We start from the raw sequence: 16,257 nt of genomic DNA, 5'->3' as shown, positions 1-16,257 counted from the left end.
AGGTCGCTCGCTCATGAAAAAGGTTTTTCTTTACCTCTTGATTCTGATGGGGCTGCTTCCGTTTTTCCTGATCCGGCCGGTCAACCAAGTTACCCAAGCGGCCCCACCCGGCGTTCCTTTAAAGAGCCCGAAAACCCAACCCAAGCCCTTTGATCAACCTGCCGAGGCCGTTGCTTTTTTTTATCAAAAACGCATGCCCGCTAACGGTGGCCCTTCCTATTTTCAGCGTTTCCGTGAGGCGCTTGCCGCGAGCCTCCGCCAACCCACTTTTAGTTCGCGTTTGGATCGCGCCCTTCCCGGCTCGCAAACGAGGGATGAGAACGATCCGTCCTGGCAAAGTTTGGGGCCGGGCAATATCGGGGGGCGAACCCGTGCCCTGGTGATCAATCCCACCAATCCCGATCACATGGTGGCCGGCGGTGTTGCCGGCGGGACCTGGCTTTCGCTCAACGCTGGGGGACGTTGGACGCCGACGGGTGATCAACTCGCCAATCTCGCCGTTTGCAGTTTGGCCATGGATCCCCATAACCCCAATGTCATTTTGGCGGGGACCGGTGAGGGCTTTTTTAATTCGGATAGTGTTCGGGGCGCCGGGATCTTCAAATCGACCGACGGCGGGCTCAATTGGACCCATCTCGGGGCGACAGACAACGCCGATTTTTATTATGTCAACGATTTGGTGTACAGCGCCCGCGAAAACGGTGTTGCCTATGCCGCGACACGCACCGGGGTCTTCCGTACCTTGGACGGTGGTGCGACCTGGGAAGGCATCTTCTCAACCCATACCGACGGGGGCTGCCTCGATTTGGCCATCCGTACCGATTTAGCCGCGGACGTGCTGTTCGTATCCGTGGGGAACAGAACCACCGCCACTGTATACCGCAATCAGGATGCCGGCGGATCCGGGACTTTTCAGGCCGTTTACAGTGAACCCGACATGGGGCGTACCTCGATTGCCGTCGCCCCGTCCAATCAGTCCGTGATTTATTTACTGGCCGCGAACCTAACCGGCGCCGGCGCCGACCGCTTCCAAGATGGTTTACTTGCCGTGTTTCGCTCCACGGACGGCGGGGATTCCTTTACCGCGCGTCATCGCGCCGAGGCGCCGATAGAAGGGGCTGATCTGTTGCTTTCCAATCCTTTGGCTGCTTGCGAAGGTTTGTTTTTGAGTCAAGGCTGGTACGACAATGTGGTCGCCGTCGACCCCGTTGATGAAAACATCTTGTGGGTTGGCGGCATCGATACCTTTCGCTCCGACGACGGCGGCATCACCTGGGGAATGGCTTCCCACTGGGCTTTGTCGCGCGATCAACCCAACTACGTCCATGCCGACCAACACGGTTTCTTTTTTCACCCCGATTACAACGGAAGCGATAACCAAACCCTGTTCATTACCAACGACGGCGGCATCTTTCGCACCGATAACGCGCGTGCCGAGGTGGCCGTTGTGGATGAATCCGCCGCTTGTCAGGCGCTGGGTACGTTCGAAGTCGTGTTTCAGAACCTTAATCATCAATACGGCGTGACCCAGTTTTACCACGGCATGCCTTACCCTGATGGAACCCGTTACCTCGGTGGAACCCAGGATAACGGAACCTTGCGCGGCGATGATGCCGGGGGTGCGAATGCTTGGGCGCAAGTCTTTGGGGGAGACGGCGGTTATGTGGCCATGCACCCCGACGACCCCGATACCCTCTACGTGGAAACAACCGGTATTTCGATTCACAAATCCATCGACGGCGGCATGTCTTTTGTTCGCGCGACTTCCGGGATCGAGGATGTTGGGATGTTTATCAATCCCGTGTTGATGGACCCCAACAACCCCGAACGATTGTGGACCAGCGGCCGTGCCCTTTGGCGAACCGATAACGCCGCCGTTTCGTGGCAACAGGCCTCGACCCAATTAGATGAAAGCCGGGGTCGCGTGAGCGCCTTGGCCGCGGCGGCCGGCAATTCCGACTGGGTCATCGCGGGCACGGAAGACGGTTTCATTCGCCGCACCACCGCGGCGACCATCGCCGACGAAACCACGGTTTGGCAGGAGGGCCAACCCCGCGCCGCCTATGTTTCTTCCGTCGCCTTTGATCCCAGCAATACCCTTTTGGTTTATGCGACTTACGCCACCTTCGGGGGACCCCACGTCTTTATGAGCCGCGATGCCGGGCAAACCTGGACGCCGATTGACAACAATCTGCCTGACATGCCCGTCCATGTGATTGCCGTTCACCCTTCCGACAGCAACCGACTGTACCTGGGCACTGATTTAGGCGTTTTTGTTAGCACCGACCAAGGGGCTTCCTGGTTTCGGGAACACACCGGCTACGCCAATGTGGTGACCGAATGGCTAACCTTCGCGGCAAACGATTGCGGCTTGATGCTGTTTGCGTTTACCCATGGTCGTGGCGTGTGGCGCCTGCTCTTGGAGGGAGTAACCCTGTCGCCCCTGCGCCTGGATCTCTCCGCTAACGGCACGGCGGGTAGCTTTAACCTAACCACTTTCGCCAACTGTACTTGGACCCTGAGTACCGAGGCCGACTGGATAACCTTGAATGCCGACCTTTCGGGAAGAGGGAGCACCCGCGTCGATTTCACCGTGGCGGATTTGGCGGCGGGTGAACCCAGTCGCGTGGGGGTGGTGACCCTTTCAAATGCCATTGAAACCAAGATCTTTACCGTGTCACAACAAGGCTGTTTTCAATCCGATGCCTTTTTCGCGGCGCTTCCCGTCTGGCACACCAACGCGACCGTGCTTGACCTCGTTGCCTTGTCCGGTTGCGCGGTTTTTGCGAAACCACCTGTCGATTAATGATTGTTTTTGCACAGCCAAACGCCGGTAGCATGGCAGTCTTTAGCTCGGCTTTTTGTCTTTCTTTGTGAATGGGTGAGTGTAAAAAAAAGGGTACGGCAAATACTTTGCCTGGCGAAGCCTCGGGCGAACAACTAAAATGAATGCATCATAACCATCACAAACCAACTATCGATATGCGGGCGGCGGCCGTGAACCTTCGCCTTGAATTCGATATGTTTCTTTGCTTGAACCTCATTACCCGCCCGGCTTATCGCGGTTGGTTGCGGAGGTCGAAACCCTGTTGGAAGCCCCTTGTTTTTTGGGGTGGGCCCACGGGAACCGAGACCACATGGAACCGCGCCAATAATTGAGGAGCCGTGCCGGCTGAGGTTAAGTTGCCGTTGGGGGAGGTTGCCCGGCCATGAAAAATGCACGTATTGCCTTAGGTTTGGTTTTCGTCGGACTTATTTCATTCTCCGGTTTTTGGCTGAAACCCCCACCGGCGTCAAGCACGTCCACCGGCGAACCCATGCGCGCCGACGCGTTTTTAAAAGATAAAGGCAAAAACCCCTACGATCAGCCTGCCGAGGCCGCCGCGTTCTTCCAGCGCAAGCGCATGCCCGCCGGCGACAATCAATTGACCTACCACCAGCGTTTGTCGGCGGGGCAAGCGGAAAGTGACGCGCTGCCGCTGTTCAGTTCCCGCTTCGATACCTATCTTGATCCCGAGGAAGCGACCCGGTTCGGTGGGGCCGCGAGTTGGTCGCAATTGGGGCCGGGCAATATTGGGGGTCGGACCCGCGCCATGGTCATCAACCCGACCAATCCCGACCTGATGGTCGCGGGCGGCGTCTCCGGGGGGACCTGGCGAACCACCGACGGCGGCGCCAATTGGACCGCCACCGGTGATATGTTGGCGAACCTGGCCGTCACCAGCATGGCCATGGATCCCAACGATTCCGACACCATTTTGGCCGGTACCGGTGAAGGTTTTTTTAACATCGACGCCGTGCGTGGCGCCGGCATCTTTAAATCAACCGACGGCGGCCTTACCTGGGCCTATCTCGCCAATACCGCCACCTCCGACTTCTACTATGTAAATGACATTGTTTACAGCACGACCGTCGCCAATGTGGCTTACGCCGCGACCCGGACCGGGATTTTTCGCACTACCAACGGCGGCACCAACTGGACCCAAATTTATACCGCCGGTGTGACCGGGGGCTGTTTGGACCTTGCCATTCGCTCCGACCAAGCCACCGATGTGCTGTTTGCTTCCGTGGGCACCTTTACCCAGGCAACCATTTACCGCAACTCAGACGCCGCCAATACCACTACCTTTACGTCCGTTTACACCGAAACCGACATGGGCCGCACCTCGATTGCCATCGCCCCTTCCAACCAGGATGTCGTCTATTTGCTGGCTTCCAACCGCAACGGCGGGGGTATTTCGGGGTTTACCTACGGTTTGTTGGCCGTCATTCGCTCAACCGACGGCGGCACCAGTTGGTCGGATCGACACCGTTCGGTGAGTCCCATCGACGGGGCCGACTTGTTGCTATCGAACCCGCTGAGTTTTCTGTGTTCCGCCTCGATTCTTAGCCAGGGCTGGTACGACAACATCATCGCCGTGGATCCGCTTGACGAGGATATCGTTTGGGCCGGCGGTATCGATACCTTTCGTTCCGACGACGGCGGCGCCAGTTGGGGCATGGCCTCCCACTGGGCCGTAAACGATACCGCTTCAATGTACGTCCATGCCGACCAACACGGCTTCTTTTTCCATCCCGATTACAACGGGACCACCAATCAGACCCTGTACATCACCAATGACGGTGGCGTCTTCCGTACCGACAACGCCCGTGCCGCCGTGGCCACCATTGGCACCAGCGCCGCTTGCTCCGCCTCTGGAACCTTCAGTGTCGTATTCACCAATTTGAACAACAGTTACGGGGTTACTCAGTTCTACCACGGTTTGCCCTATCCTTCCGGCGACACCTACTTCGGCGGCACCCAAGACAATGGGACCCTACGGGGAGACGATACCTCCGGCTTAAATAGCTGGGTAGAGCTGTTTGGCGGTGATGGCGGTTATGTTGCGATTAACCCGAACGACACCAATATTTTGTACGTGGAGACCACCGGCATTTCCATTCGCAAATCGACCAACGGCGGCTCGAGTTTCAGTTCCGCCGTCAGTGGCATTAGCGATTCAGGTCAGTTCATTAACCCCTTCGTCATGGACCCCAATGACCCGGATCGCTTGTGGACCAGCGGCGGAGAATTGTGGCGGACCGATGATGCCGCCGGCAGTTGGACCCAAGCCAGCAACGATACTACCGGCTTGCCGAGTACCGGAAGCGCCATTGCCGTGGCACCGGGTAACTCCGACCTTGTTTTGGCCGGGACCGACAACGGTTATATCCGGCGCACCACCAGCGCCACCACCGCGACCTCTTCCACCACTTGGACCGAGACGCGACCCAATTCCGGTTATGTTTCCTCCGTGGCCTTTGATCCCCAGGATGCCGATATCGCGTACTGCACTTATTCAACCTTCGGTGTGGATCACGTGTACCGCAGCACCGACGGCGGCGCTTCCTGGACCAGTATCGACAACAACTTACCGGATATTCCGGTTCATTCAATTGCCGTCCATCCCACCGACAGTACCCGTTTGTATTTGGGAACCGATTTGGGCGTTTACGTAAGCACCAATACGGGTACGAGTTGGGCTCAGGAAAACACCGGTTACGCCAATGTGGTTACCGAATGGTTGGCCTTCCAGCAGACCGATTGTCAACTCAACTTGTTTGCTTTTACCCATGGCCGGGGCGCTTGGCGTTTACCCATCGACGGTTTGTCGCTCTCGAGTAGCAGCCTTCAGGTTGCCGCCGCCGGAACGTCGAGCAGTGTCAGTGTGACCGCCGACGGTGCCTGTTCCTGGACCGCGGTGGCTTCTGATTCTTGGATTACCGTTACCTCCGGCGCAAGCGGGACCGGTAACGGCACGGTCCAATTCACCGTCGCTGAAAATACCGCCGCTAGCACCCGTTCTGGAACCATCACCATGGGTTCCGAGGTGTTTACCATTTCACAAGACGCAGCCTGTACCTACAGCCTGAGTGCGAGTTCCAATTCCTTCGACAACGCCGGTGGGACCGGCTCGTTTAACGTGACCACCAATGTTCAGACCTGTACTTGGACCGCCGTTGCCTCGGAAAGTTGGGTGACCATTACCGCCGGCTCGAGTGGGACCGGCGACGGCAGCGTGAGTTATTCCGTGGCCGCCAACACCGGCTCCGAGACACGGAACGCCACCATCACCGTCGGTGACCAAACCTACAGCATCAGCCAGACCGGCGTTACCTGTACTTATGCCTTGAGCGCAAGTTCCAACGCATTTGACAGTGCCGGTGGGACCGGCTCGTTTAACCTGACCACCAACGTGCAGACCTGCACCTGGACCGCCGTCTCTTCTGAAAGTTGGGTGACCATCACCGCGGGTTCGAGTGGAACCGGTGACGGCAGCGTGAGTTATTCCGTGGCCGCCAACACCGGTACCGAAACCCGCAACGCCACCATCACCGCCGGTGGCGAAACCTACAGCATTAGCCAAACCGGCGTTGCTTGTACTTACACGCTGAGCGCGGGTTCCAATTCCTTTGACGATACCGGCGGGACCGGCTCGTTTAACGTGACTACCAACGTGCAAACCTGTACCTGGACCGCCGTCGCTTCCGAAAGTTGGGTGACCGTCACCGCGGGTTCGAGCGGAACCGGGGATGGTTCGGTCAGCTATTCCGTGGCCGCCAACACCACGACCTCATCGCGAAGCGCGACCCTAACCGTTGGGGACCAAACCTACAGCATTTCCCAGAGCGGGGTGAACTGTTCGTACAGCTTAAGTGCGTCTTCGAATTCATTCGACGATGCCGGTGGCAACGGATCCTTTAATGTCACCACCAATGTGCAGACCTGTAGTTGGTCCGCGACCACTCAGTTCAAGTGGATCACGCTGACCAGTGCCACGAGTGGGACCGGTGACGGGACCATTAGTTACACCGTGGCCGCCAATACGTCCACGGATAGCCGTACCGGAACCATTCAGGTTCAGGATCAGGTTTACACCATCCAACAATCGGGAGCACCTTGTGCCTTTACCCTCAGCGCGAGTTCGGCTTCGTTTACCACCGACGGTGGAACCGATAGCTTTAACGTTCAGGCCAACGGCGCAAGTTGTTCCTGGACCGCAACCACCCAAGATGATTGGATTACCATCACCGCCGGCTCGAGTGGGACCGGTGACGGGACCGTCAGCTTCAGCGTGGCCGCCAACACCGGTACCTCCGCCAGGAACGGCGTCATCTCCGCAGGCGCGCAAACCTTCACCGTCAATCAGTCCGGCCTGTCTTGTTCCTACAGTTTAAGCAGCGGCTCCGCTGCTTACGACGATACCGGTGGTGGCGGGTCCTTTAACGTAACGACCAATGGTCAAACCTGCACATGGACCGCCACGACTGGTGATCCTTGGATTACCATCACCGCCGGCTCGAGTGGGACCGGTGACGGGACCGTGAGTTACACCGTTGCCGCGAATACCACCACCGCATCGCGGAGCGGGACCATCCAAGTCGGCGACCAAACGTTCAGTGTAAGTCAATCGGGTGTGACCTGTGCCTTTACCCTGAGCGCCTCTTCCGCCGCATACGAGGAAGCGGGTGGTAGCGGCAGCTTCACGATCACGGCCAATGTTCAGACCTGCACCTGGAGCGCGACGACCAAAGACAATTGGATTACCATCACCGCCGGAACCAGTGGGACCGGTGACGGGACCGTGGCCTATACCGTTTCCGCGAATACCACCACCTCGCAACGATCCGGTACCATCATTGCCGGCGGGCAAACCTATTCCATTAGTCAAGCCGCCGGAACCTGCCAATTCAGTTTGAGCAGTAGCTCGGGAAGTTTTGACGGTCAGGGTGGCAGTGGCTCTTTCAACCTGAGTGCCAATATTCAGAGTTGTACTTGGAGTGCGAGTGCCGCGGATAGTTGGGTCACCATTACCTCGGGTGCGAGTGGCACCGGCGACGGTTCTATCGCCTTTACCGTCGCTGCAAATACCACCACCGCGACGCGTTCGACCAGCATCACCGCCGGCGGTCTGATTTTTAGCATCCAACAAAGCGGCCTGGATTGTACCTACAGTTTGAGCAGCAGTTCGCTTTCCCTTGATGATCAGGGTGGCAACGGCTCGGTGAATGTCAGTACCAACGTACAGACCTGTTCTTGGACCGCGAGTACCCAAGATGCTTGGATTACCATTACCTCCGGGTTAAGCGGAACCGGGGACGGAACCGTTGCCTTCACCGTGGCCGTGAATACCGGCGCGACCCGTTCCGGGACCATCCAAATCGCCGATCAAACCTTTACCGTTAACCAAACCGGCGCCGCCTGTAGCTACACCCTAAGCGCGAGCTCCGCCTCTTTTGCCGACACCGGTGGCACCGGCTCCTTTAACATCACCACCAATCTGCAGGATTGTGCCTGGAGCGCGGTGACCCAAGACCCATGGATCAGCATCACCGGTGGGGCCGCCGGCACCGGAAACGGCAGCGTTTCTTTCTCTGTTTCGCCGAATCCCGGTGGCGCGCGTAGCGGTGTAATTGTCGCCGGCGGGCAAACCTTTGCCGTGACGCAAGCAGCGTTTACCTGTAGCTTCGCCCTGAGCACCACCGGTACCTCCATCGGCGCCGGCGGCGGTAGCGGTGGTTTTGATATTACGACCAATGGGGCCGAGTGTTCTTGGACCGCCGTCAGCCAGGATCCATGGATCACCATTACCGCCGGTGCAAGTGGGTCGGGTAACGGGTCCGTTGTTTTCAGCGCGGCTGCCAACCCCGGCACCTCCGCGCGAACCGGTACCATTTTGGCCGGCGGTCAAACCTTCACCCTCCAACAGGGCGGGGCCTCTTGTACCTATTCCTTGCCGATTGGGGCCGCCGGTTTCAGCGATGCCGGCGGAAGCGGCAGTTTCTTCATTTTCCCCAGCGTTGACACCTGTACCTGGACCGCGAGTACCCAATTCGATTGGATCACCATCACCGCGGGTTCCTCTGGGACCGGGAACGGCGAAATCGCCTTCACCGTCGCCGCCAACAACAGCTTAGAGGCGCGGAGCGGTACCATTTTGGCCGCCGACCAAACCTTCTCCATCCAACAAGCCGCGACCACCTGTGCCATTACTTTGGCCACCCGTTCCGCTGATTTCACCGTGGACGGTGGCACCGGTACCATTGAGGTCGGAACCAATCTCGACATTTGTACGTGGCAAACGACGACACAATTCGACTGGATCACCATCACCCAGGGCCAATCCGGTACCGGTGACGGCACCGTCGGATACACCGTGGCGGAAAATACAAGTACCCAAGCCCGGATCGGCAACATTCAAGTCGGCAATCAATTCTTCACCGTGAACCAGGATGGGGTGGTGCCATGTGCTTATACCTTAACGCCTGCTTCGGCCACCGCGCCTGCCGACGGAACCACCGCCGGTTTTGAGGTTCAAACCAACAAGGTGGATTGCGCTTGGACCGCGACAACCCAAGATAGTTGGATCACCATCTCCTCGGGTCAGAGTGGAACCGGAAATGGCGGCGTGACCTATGCTGTTGCCGAAAACACCGATATCGCCTCGCGTACCGGTGCCATTTCCGTGGCCGACCAAACCTTCACCATCGTGCAGGCGGGGCGTACCCCTTGTGATTTGACCCTGAGCGCGACCAGTGCCGGCTTCTTCGAGGACGGTGGTAACGGTGGCTTTGAGATTCAGACCAACCTCACCACTTGCGCTTGGACCGCGACCACCCAAGACGATTGGATTACCATCACCGCCGGGCAGACCGGGGTTGGCGCCGGCTCGGTAACCTTTGCCGTGGCCGTGCTCGATGGAACCACCGCTCGGACCGGCACCATCACCGTGACCAATGCCGACGAAACCCTGACCTTTACCATCAGCCAACAGCGATGCACCCAATCACCCGCCTTCTTCGCGGCCTTGCCCAATTGGAACGCCTCCGTGACCGTCCTGGACCTGGTTCCCCTGGCCGGCTGTACCGAGGCGTCGGCAAAGACCAAATCCCAACCCAAAACATCGCTCCCGCCAACCACGGCGGCGACCGAGCCAAGTGATCGTTAACCCGAATGTTGCACGCGCCTCAAAGCAGAGGTGCGTGCGTTAATAAATGATGAAGCTTGAATTTGGGTAAGCCTTGCCTTCGCGAGGGTATAAGGTGGGGAAATACCAAGGGGACGCCCGCGTGCCCACGCTTTGCCGCGCATGCTCGTCCGTTTTTGTTCCGTGGTAGAACCTCTTGTGTCGGCTGGTCGGTTCGGTTCCTTCAGCTTATTCTGCACGCTTTGCGTTGCGCCGTCTTGTTGCTCGCATCCCATCGATTCATCGTGCCAACTGAAAAGGGAAGGGGATCACGTTTTGGGTTAACGCTGGTGCGTTCTGTCTCTTGTTCCGCTTGTTTGCAAACCAGGGGGCGAGGTGTCCGTGGCGTGTCTAAAACCGGTAGTGTGGTAGGAAATCGCGCCAACGTTTGTCCCGTTCTTCTTTGGCCGGTACCTCAAAGGGTTTGGGTTTCATGGCCAATAAGGCTTCCTCGTCCACGTGGTCGATGAGTTCCTCGGGCAGGAACTTCTCGCCGTAGACGCGGTAGACACCGCTGCGCACGAACAAGTCGAGCAGGTCGGGGTCGAGGTGGTTGTCCTGTTTCATGAAACCCATAATGCGCATGGTTTCCGACAGGGTTTTACCTTTTTTGTAGGGGCGGTCTTGGGCGGTGAGGGCTTCGAAGACATCCGCAATCGCCATAATGCGGGCGGGGGTGGACATGTCGCCCGCGAAGAGGCCCTTGGGGTAACCCGTGCCGTCCATTTTCTCGTGGTGTCCGCCCGCGATTTCGGGGACACGGCTGAGGTTGCGCGGCCAGGGGAGTGCTTCCAGCATTTTGATCGTTTGCACCATGTGACCGTTGATGATGATGCGTTCTTCCGGTGTGAGTGTGCCCTTGGCAATGCTTAGGTTGGCGATTTCTTCCTCGCTTAACAGGAAGCGTTCGGCGCCGTTTTCGTGGTAGCGGCGCATGCCGATTTCGCGGATGCGTTGTTGCACTTCTGGGGCCAGATACTCGCCACCCGTGTTGGCGTTTTTGAGAAATGCGAACTCTTCATCGAGTTGGGCGATTTCAGCTTGGTAACCTTCTTCCAGCTCCGCGCGCCGATCCGGTTCCTGCATCACCGCGCGCAACATCTCAATCTCACGATCGCGTTTGAGGATTTCAAAGCGAGATTGGACCAAGGTGATGCGGTCATAGATGGTTTCAAGTTTGGTTGCTTTATCCATGATGTGGACCGGGGTGGTGACTTTTCCGCAGTCGTGCATCCAGGCCGCGATCCGCAACTCGTACCAATCGGCGTCATCCATGTCAAAGTCGGCGAGGGGTCCCTCGCTGCATTCACAGGCCGCCTTGGCGAGCAATTCCGTGACCACGGGAACCCGCTCACAGTGGCCGCCCGTATAGGGTGACTTGGCGTCGATTGCCGCCGCCAGCAGCTTGATGAAACTTTCCATCAACTGTTTTTGTTCTTGGAGGAGCAGGTTGTTGTCGAGTGCGATGGCCGCCTGGTAGGCAAGGGTTTCCACGAATTCTTGTAGATCGTCGGTAAAAGGGATCACCGCATGGGTTTGGGGATCCATGGCGTTGATCAGTTGTAATACGCCGACCACCCGGCTTTGGTAATTGACCAGGGGGATGCACAGAAACGAGGTAGAACGGTAGCCGTTGCGTAAATCAAATGATTTGGTGCCGGAAAAATCGAAGCCTTGGTGGCTGTAGGCGTTGGGAATGTTTATGGACTTGGTTTCGAGCGCCGAATAGGTGGCGATGTTGTGGTGGTTCGGCTTGCCCGTGGTGACGTCGTAAAGGGGCAGTGGCGGCAGGTTGATGCGTTTCCCCGTGGTTCCACCTAACTCGATTTGAAGACTTTTGGTACGCATGATCGCAAAGCGTAAATGGTCGTCGTCCGTTCGCAGGTAAAGGGTACCCGCGTCGGCGTTACAGAGGTGTTTGGCTTTATCCAGAATGATTTCGACCAAGCGGTCCATGTCTTTTTCAGCAGAAAGTTCGATTGCGACTTTATGGAGAAATTCAAGCCGCTCTATTCGCCGTTTCATCTCAGCATCCATCGGGCCGTTCTCCTTCTGAACAAATGCGTGCTGAATGTTTCGCGCGTCGCCGGAGTTAGGGGTGACCTACCGAGATCAGAACGATTCGGTAGCGTTGCCTTCTCCCATGGATCGAGTGAACAGGAATCTGAGAAGTGGTGTAACCGCATCTTATCGCGATCAAGGCTGTTCGACAAGTGGCCGGTCTCATCTTCGCCTCCAGGAGGCGCACATTTTTAGTTAGCGATCCCGAGGTCCTGATTTTTTGGTTGTGCGGGGGCCCATGGCGGTGCCCTGACCTTGTTTGATTACTTCGTCGCTGCCGGCTTCTGCAGCGTCATGCGAATATCTTGGCCGTCGCTTTCACCGATGGCGACCGTCATGCTTTGGTAGTTGAGTTCGTCTTCTTCGCATCGCCGCGCCAAAGCTTCGGCAAAAACCGCGACCAGGTTTTCACAGCTCACATTGTTGATGGGCAGCAGGAGCGTGTCCTCCAGCGGGAAACTGTAAACCTTTTCCACGCGTGGGGTTTTCAAATGGAGCCCGACTTGGCCTTTTTGGGATTGGTCCACGTCGAGCCAGGGACAGGCCGTTGGTACGATCACCCGTTCGTCCCAAGCGTCGCACAGCGCTTTGATCAGAGCTTTTGCTTGATGAAAGGGGAACATCAGACCCAGCTCACCCAGCGCCGCGGTAAAGGTGACCTTCACACGATAGTTATGTCCGTGAAGGCGCTCAACCGAGCCGTCCTCGAAGATCGTGAAATGGGCGGCGGAGAATTTTTGGCGATCTTTGGCAAATTCTGCTTCAAACACCTGCATGACGGGTCCTTTTCTGGGGCAATGGATCAGGCCTCGGGTTTGCGATACCCCGTGCGGTAACTTTGGCGACCCTCTGCTTGATACTTAATCGCGAAGTTGGTTAAACCGGTTGCGCCATCCGGGTCCTCGGGAAGCCGTTCGGCCGGGTCCAGGTAGGTTTGTGCTTGCAGCACTTCTTGAATGTGTTCCCAGTAACCCAAGTGATCCGTGGCGATTAGCAAATGTCCGCCCGGCTTGAGTACGCGGTGGACTTGCGCCATAAACGCCTCACCGAACAAACGTCGCTTGTGGTGGCGTTTCTTTGGCCACGGGTCTGGATAATAAACGTGAATCACCGAGAGGCTGTTGTCGGGGAGGTATTCTTCGAGAAAACCAAGCGCTTCGCCACAAATCAGGCGAACATTGCCAAGCGGCCGTTTTTCCACGCGCTCTCGTGCCATATTGAGATACTTGCGGCGAATTTCGATGCCGATCCAGTTGGTATCGGGATGGTTAACCCCGGAACGCGTGATGAACAGACCTTTGCCGATCCCAATCTCTAATTCGACCGGGTTCTCGTTGCCGAAGAGATCCTTGAGATTCAGGGGCGCTTGCTGCTGTTCAAGGACCAACTCACGACTGACACGCTGATCCTTGGGAAGAAATACATCTGACACGGTGGGCTCCGAAAACGAACAATAGGTGTTGCGGGTAAGCGAGCTCGCCCGCGGCTCAAGCGCAATAGCATACAAGAGGCCGATTCAAAAGGAAAGTGTTGCTTCGGCGGATTCGAAACAGACGACACCAGGCCGTCCAACCTGTCTGCACCCAAACCCAGTCACATCTTCTCTAACCGAAAGCGCGCGATACGGGTGGATGCAATCGCGAAAGGTTCGGCGCAGGACGCGCCCGGGTCGGGAGCGAAATCTGTTGGGAAAAGCGGACCGGGTTCGCGCACGACGCCTACTTGGAACCGACGGCGTGCATTGTTTCTGCAGGATGCCTGAGCGCGCCGCCAAGAATCGCTCACCTTAGCGCTAACCCCTTTCGAATGAACTTTGTTCTAAAGCGTTGATCTGCCAGGGTTTGCTGGAATGATTTTTTTACATAAAAACTTTTTGACGCCCTAAAAAACCATGGTAGATTGTCGTTACCAAACCACCGAGTTCTCCTCTACCCGAGGAGGACAAATGATCAGTCATGTTGCCAGTGCGGCGCCCCACGGCGTTCAGGCAGTACCTATTTGTGTTGAAGTAGACGTCCGCAAGGGCGCGCTTAAAGTAAGCATCGTCGGTTTGCCCGACGCTGCAACCCGTGAATCGAAAGACCGCCTTATTCCTGCCATCAATAACAGCGGTTTTGCGCTTCACAACAATGAAATTGTCATTAACCTGTCGCCTGCCGATCTTCGCAAAGAAGGTACGGCCTACGACCTGCCGATGGCCGTCGGCATTCTGGTTGCCATGGGTGTCATTCCAAGCGATGCCGTGGCATGCTGCTGGTTTGTCGGCGAGTTGGCGCTTGATGGACGGCTGCGACCCCTACGGTCGGTTCTTTCCGTGGGTGAGTGTGCCCGACAGCGGGGTGGGCGGCGTCTGTTTGTGCCCATCGGTAACGGACCCGAGGCGGCCTTGATCCGTGAACTCGATGTGCTGGAAGTGGAGGATTTACCGAGCTTGGTTCGGTTCCTTCGCGGTCGAGATACCATCAAACCCAGCGTGGCGGCCGCGCCCGCGCCCAACCAACAGTCGGCCTGTCTCGATCTTGCCGATGTCAAAGGCCAAACCCTGGCCAAACGGGCCTTGGAAATCGCCGCGGCCGGTGCCCATAACCTTCTTTTTTATGGGCCGCCGGGTTCCGGGAAGTCCATGCTGAGTAAACGGGTGCCTTCCATTTTACCGCCCATGAGTGAAACCGAAATGCTGGAGGTTACTCGCATTCATGGATCTTCTAAAGAGGAAGGTTTTCAAGGCGCTTTGTTGCGTCGCCCCTTTCGGGCGCCCCACCATACCGCTTCCCCACCGGCCGTCATTGGCGGCGGGCCCAAGGCGAAAGCCGGTGAGGTGACCTTGGCCCATCGCGGTGTGCTGTTTCTGGATGAACTGCCGGAATTTCCGCGTCCCGTTCTGGAAACGCTGCGCCAACCCCTGGAAGACGGGATTGTGACCATCAGTCGGGCCGCCCATCGCATGACCTATCCGGCCGATTTTATGCTGGTGGCCGCGATGAACGCCTGCCCCTGTGGATGGAAAGGAGACCCGCGTCGCCGCTGTGTTTGTACCCCGGACAAGGTGAAAACCTACCGTCACCGCTTGTCCGGTCCACTCATGGATCGCATCGATCTTCAAATCGAGGTTCAATCCCTACCCATTCGAGAGATTCGGCGCCTGCCGCCCTCCGAATCCAGCAAAGTCATCCGAAAACGGGTGGTTGCGGCGCGACGACGGCAAATGAAGCGTTTCGGTTGTGCTACCACCACCAACGGCAACATGAGCCCGGCGGAACTGTGCCGCTTCTGTCGCGTTCCGGTTGCCGTGGCTGAAATGTTGGAACAGCGCTTGGAAGCCTTGGGTTTTACCACCCGGGGTTACGCCAAGGTTCTGCGAGTGGCACGCACCATTGCCGACCTTGGGGGCTTTGACGACATTCAGCATGAACATCTTCTGGAAGCGATTGCCTATCGGCGCTTCGATTGCGAGCAAGATGTCTTCAGTCTACAAGGTTCCTCACCCGCCGTTGGTTAAACCCAAATCGTTCTTCAACCTTGGAGACCGATTTGGTTTCCACGTCCCACTGCATGAGGAGGAATGTCATGCAATGCTTCCAAAGACCCCAGATCCATCTCCCCGTTTCCGTGGACAAAAAACCACGGAAAAAGAAGCGCCTTCGGCCGGTCATGAATTCCGTGCCCGAACACTTCTCATTCCTGGAGCAGGTTGAAATAGACCCACCTTCTTTTATGTGGCCGCTCGAGGATATGGACGAGGGGACCTTGTTCGAACGGTAAGTGGTGGTTTGACGGCTTCGGCTGCATCCTTCACCCATCACCATTGCCAGGCGCACAAGCTGCCGTGTGGACGAAGTTTCCTGTAGGGGGCGACCTTGACCGCGGTTCTCAGAAGGGTTCTGCCGCGAGATTGAAGCCCTTCTGATTACCCCGTTAACTTCGTCGAAGCACGGCTGAGCCTAGCCCGCCGTTCTCGCAAGGATTCGTTGCGAGGCTTTGAAATCCCTGTGAGTACAATGGTTACGACTGAGAAACGGCACAGGGGGCCGACCATTCGCGGGTCCGACCTATCGGCGTAGCAGCTGAGGCGAAGGCGGATGGCCGCCCCGCGGAAGGAAAACCCTCGTAATCGCATGGGTTGCCTCGCGGCAGAATTCCTTGTGAGAAATGTGGGTTAACCCCCGGTCTCAAGTGCGGCTTGGAAGAG

Annotated in this window: 7 protein-coding genes; 4 read left to right on the top strand and 3 right to left on the bottom strand. The window is 57.4% G+C overall.

The window, feature by feature from the left end:
- Window positions 1-13: 13 nt before the first annotated feature.
- Both J3U88_RS14060 and J3U88_RS14055 read left to right on the top strand, forming a co-directional pair.
- Window positions 14-2,806: a hypothetical protein gene (locus tag J3U88_RS14060; RefSeq protein ID WP_207859498.1), complete on the top strand. Its 2,793-nt coding sequence runs from the start codon at window positions 14-16 to the stop codon at window positions 2,804-2,806.
- Between the two features lie 403 nt (window positions 2,807-3,209).
- On the top strand, window positions 3,210-9,989 hold the full coding sequence (locus J3U88_RS14055; RefSeq protein ID WP_207859497.1) for a BACON domain-containing protein: 6,780 nt from the start codon (window positions 3,210-3,212) through the stop codon (window positions 9,987-9,989).
- Between the two features lie 369 nt (window positions 9,990-10,358).
- Here the strand turns inward: J3U88_RS14055 and J3U88_RS14050 are convergent, their stop codons facing one another.
- The 3 genes from J3U88_RS14050 to trmB all read right to left on the bottom strand — a co-directional run bounded on the left by J3U88_RS14050 (window position 10,359) and on the right by trmB (window position 13,500).
- Window positions 10,359-12,032, bottom strand: a complete 1,674-nt coding sequence (locus J3U88_RS14050) for an HD family phosphohydrolase (RefSeq protein ID WP_207859496.1) — start codon at window positions 12,030-12,032, stop codon at window positions 10,359-10,361.
- A 299-nt stretch (window positions 12,033-12,331) separates the two neighbouring features.
- Window positions 12,332-12,844, bottom strand: a complete 513-nt coding sequence (locus tag J3U88_RS14045; RefSeq protein WP_207859495.1) for a 6-pyruvoyl trahydropterin synthase family protein — start codon at window positions 12,842-12,844, stop codon at window positions 12,332-12,334.
- 26 nt (window positions 12,845-12,870) lie between these two features.
- On the bottom strand, window positions 12,871-13,500 hold the full coding sequence (gene trmB / locus J3U88_RS14040) for a tRNA (guanosine(46)-N7)-methyltransferase TrmB (RefSeq protein WP_207859494.1): 630 nt from the start codon (window positions 13,498-13,500) through the stop codon (window positions 12,871-12,873).
- Between the two features lie 513 nt (window positions 13,501-14,013).
- Here trmB and J3U88_RS14035 point away from each other — a divergent pair.
- Window positions 14,014-15,567, top strand: a complete 1,554-nt coding sequence (locus J3U88_RS14035; RefSeq protein ID WP_207859493.1) for a YifB family Mg chelatase-like AAA ATPase — start codon at window positions 14,014-14,016, stop codon at window positions 15,565-15,567.
- Window positions 15,568-15,635: 68 nt separating this feature from the next.
- The gene (locus tag J3U88_RS14030) at window positions 15,636-15,830 is read left to right on the top strand and encodes a hypothetical protein (protein ID WP_207859492.1); all 195 of its coding nucleotides are present in this window, start codon (window positions 15,636-15,638) and stop codon (window positions 15,828-15,830) included.
- Window positions 15,831-16,257: the final 427 nt, after the last annotated feature.

Source organism: Acanthopleuribacter pedis (assembly GCF_017377855.1).
Lineage (GTDB): Bacteria > Acidobacteriota > Holophagae > Acanthopleuribacterales > Acanthopleuribacteraceae > Acanthopleuribacter > Acanthopleuribacter pedis.
The sequence above is the reverse complement of the archived record's forward strand: the minus strand, read 5'-3'. Positions and strand labels throughout refer to the sequence as shown.

Coding starts and splice junctions, on each gene's coding strand:
- J3U88_RS14060 (WP_207859498.1), top strand. CDS start 14: ATGAAAAAGGTTTTTCTTTACCTCTTGATTCTGATGGGGCTGCTTCCG.
- J3U88_RS14030 (WP_207859492.1), top strand. CDS start 15,636: ATGCAATGCTTCCAAAGACCCCAGATCCATCTCCCCGTTTCCGTGGAC.
- J3U88_RS14055 (WP_207859497.1), top strand. CDS start 3,210: ATGAAAAATGCACGTATTGCCTTAGGTTTGGTTTTCGTCGGACTTATT.
- J3U88_RS14035 (WP_207859493.1), top strand. CDS start 14,014: ATGATCAGTCATGTTGCCAGTGCGGCGCCCCACGGCGTTCAGGCAGTA.
- J3U88_RS14045 (WP_207859495.1), bottom strand. CDS start 12,844: ATGCAGGTGTTTGAAGCAGAATTTGCCAAAGATCGCCAAAAATTCTCC.
- J3U88_RS14050 (WP_207859496.1), bottom strand. CDS start 12,032: ATGAAACGGCGAATAGAGCGGCTTGAATTTCTCCATAAAGTCGCAATC.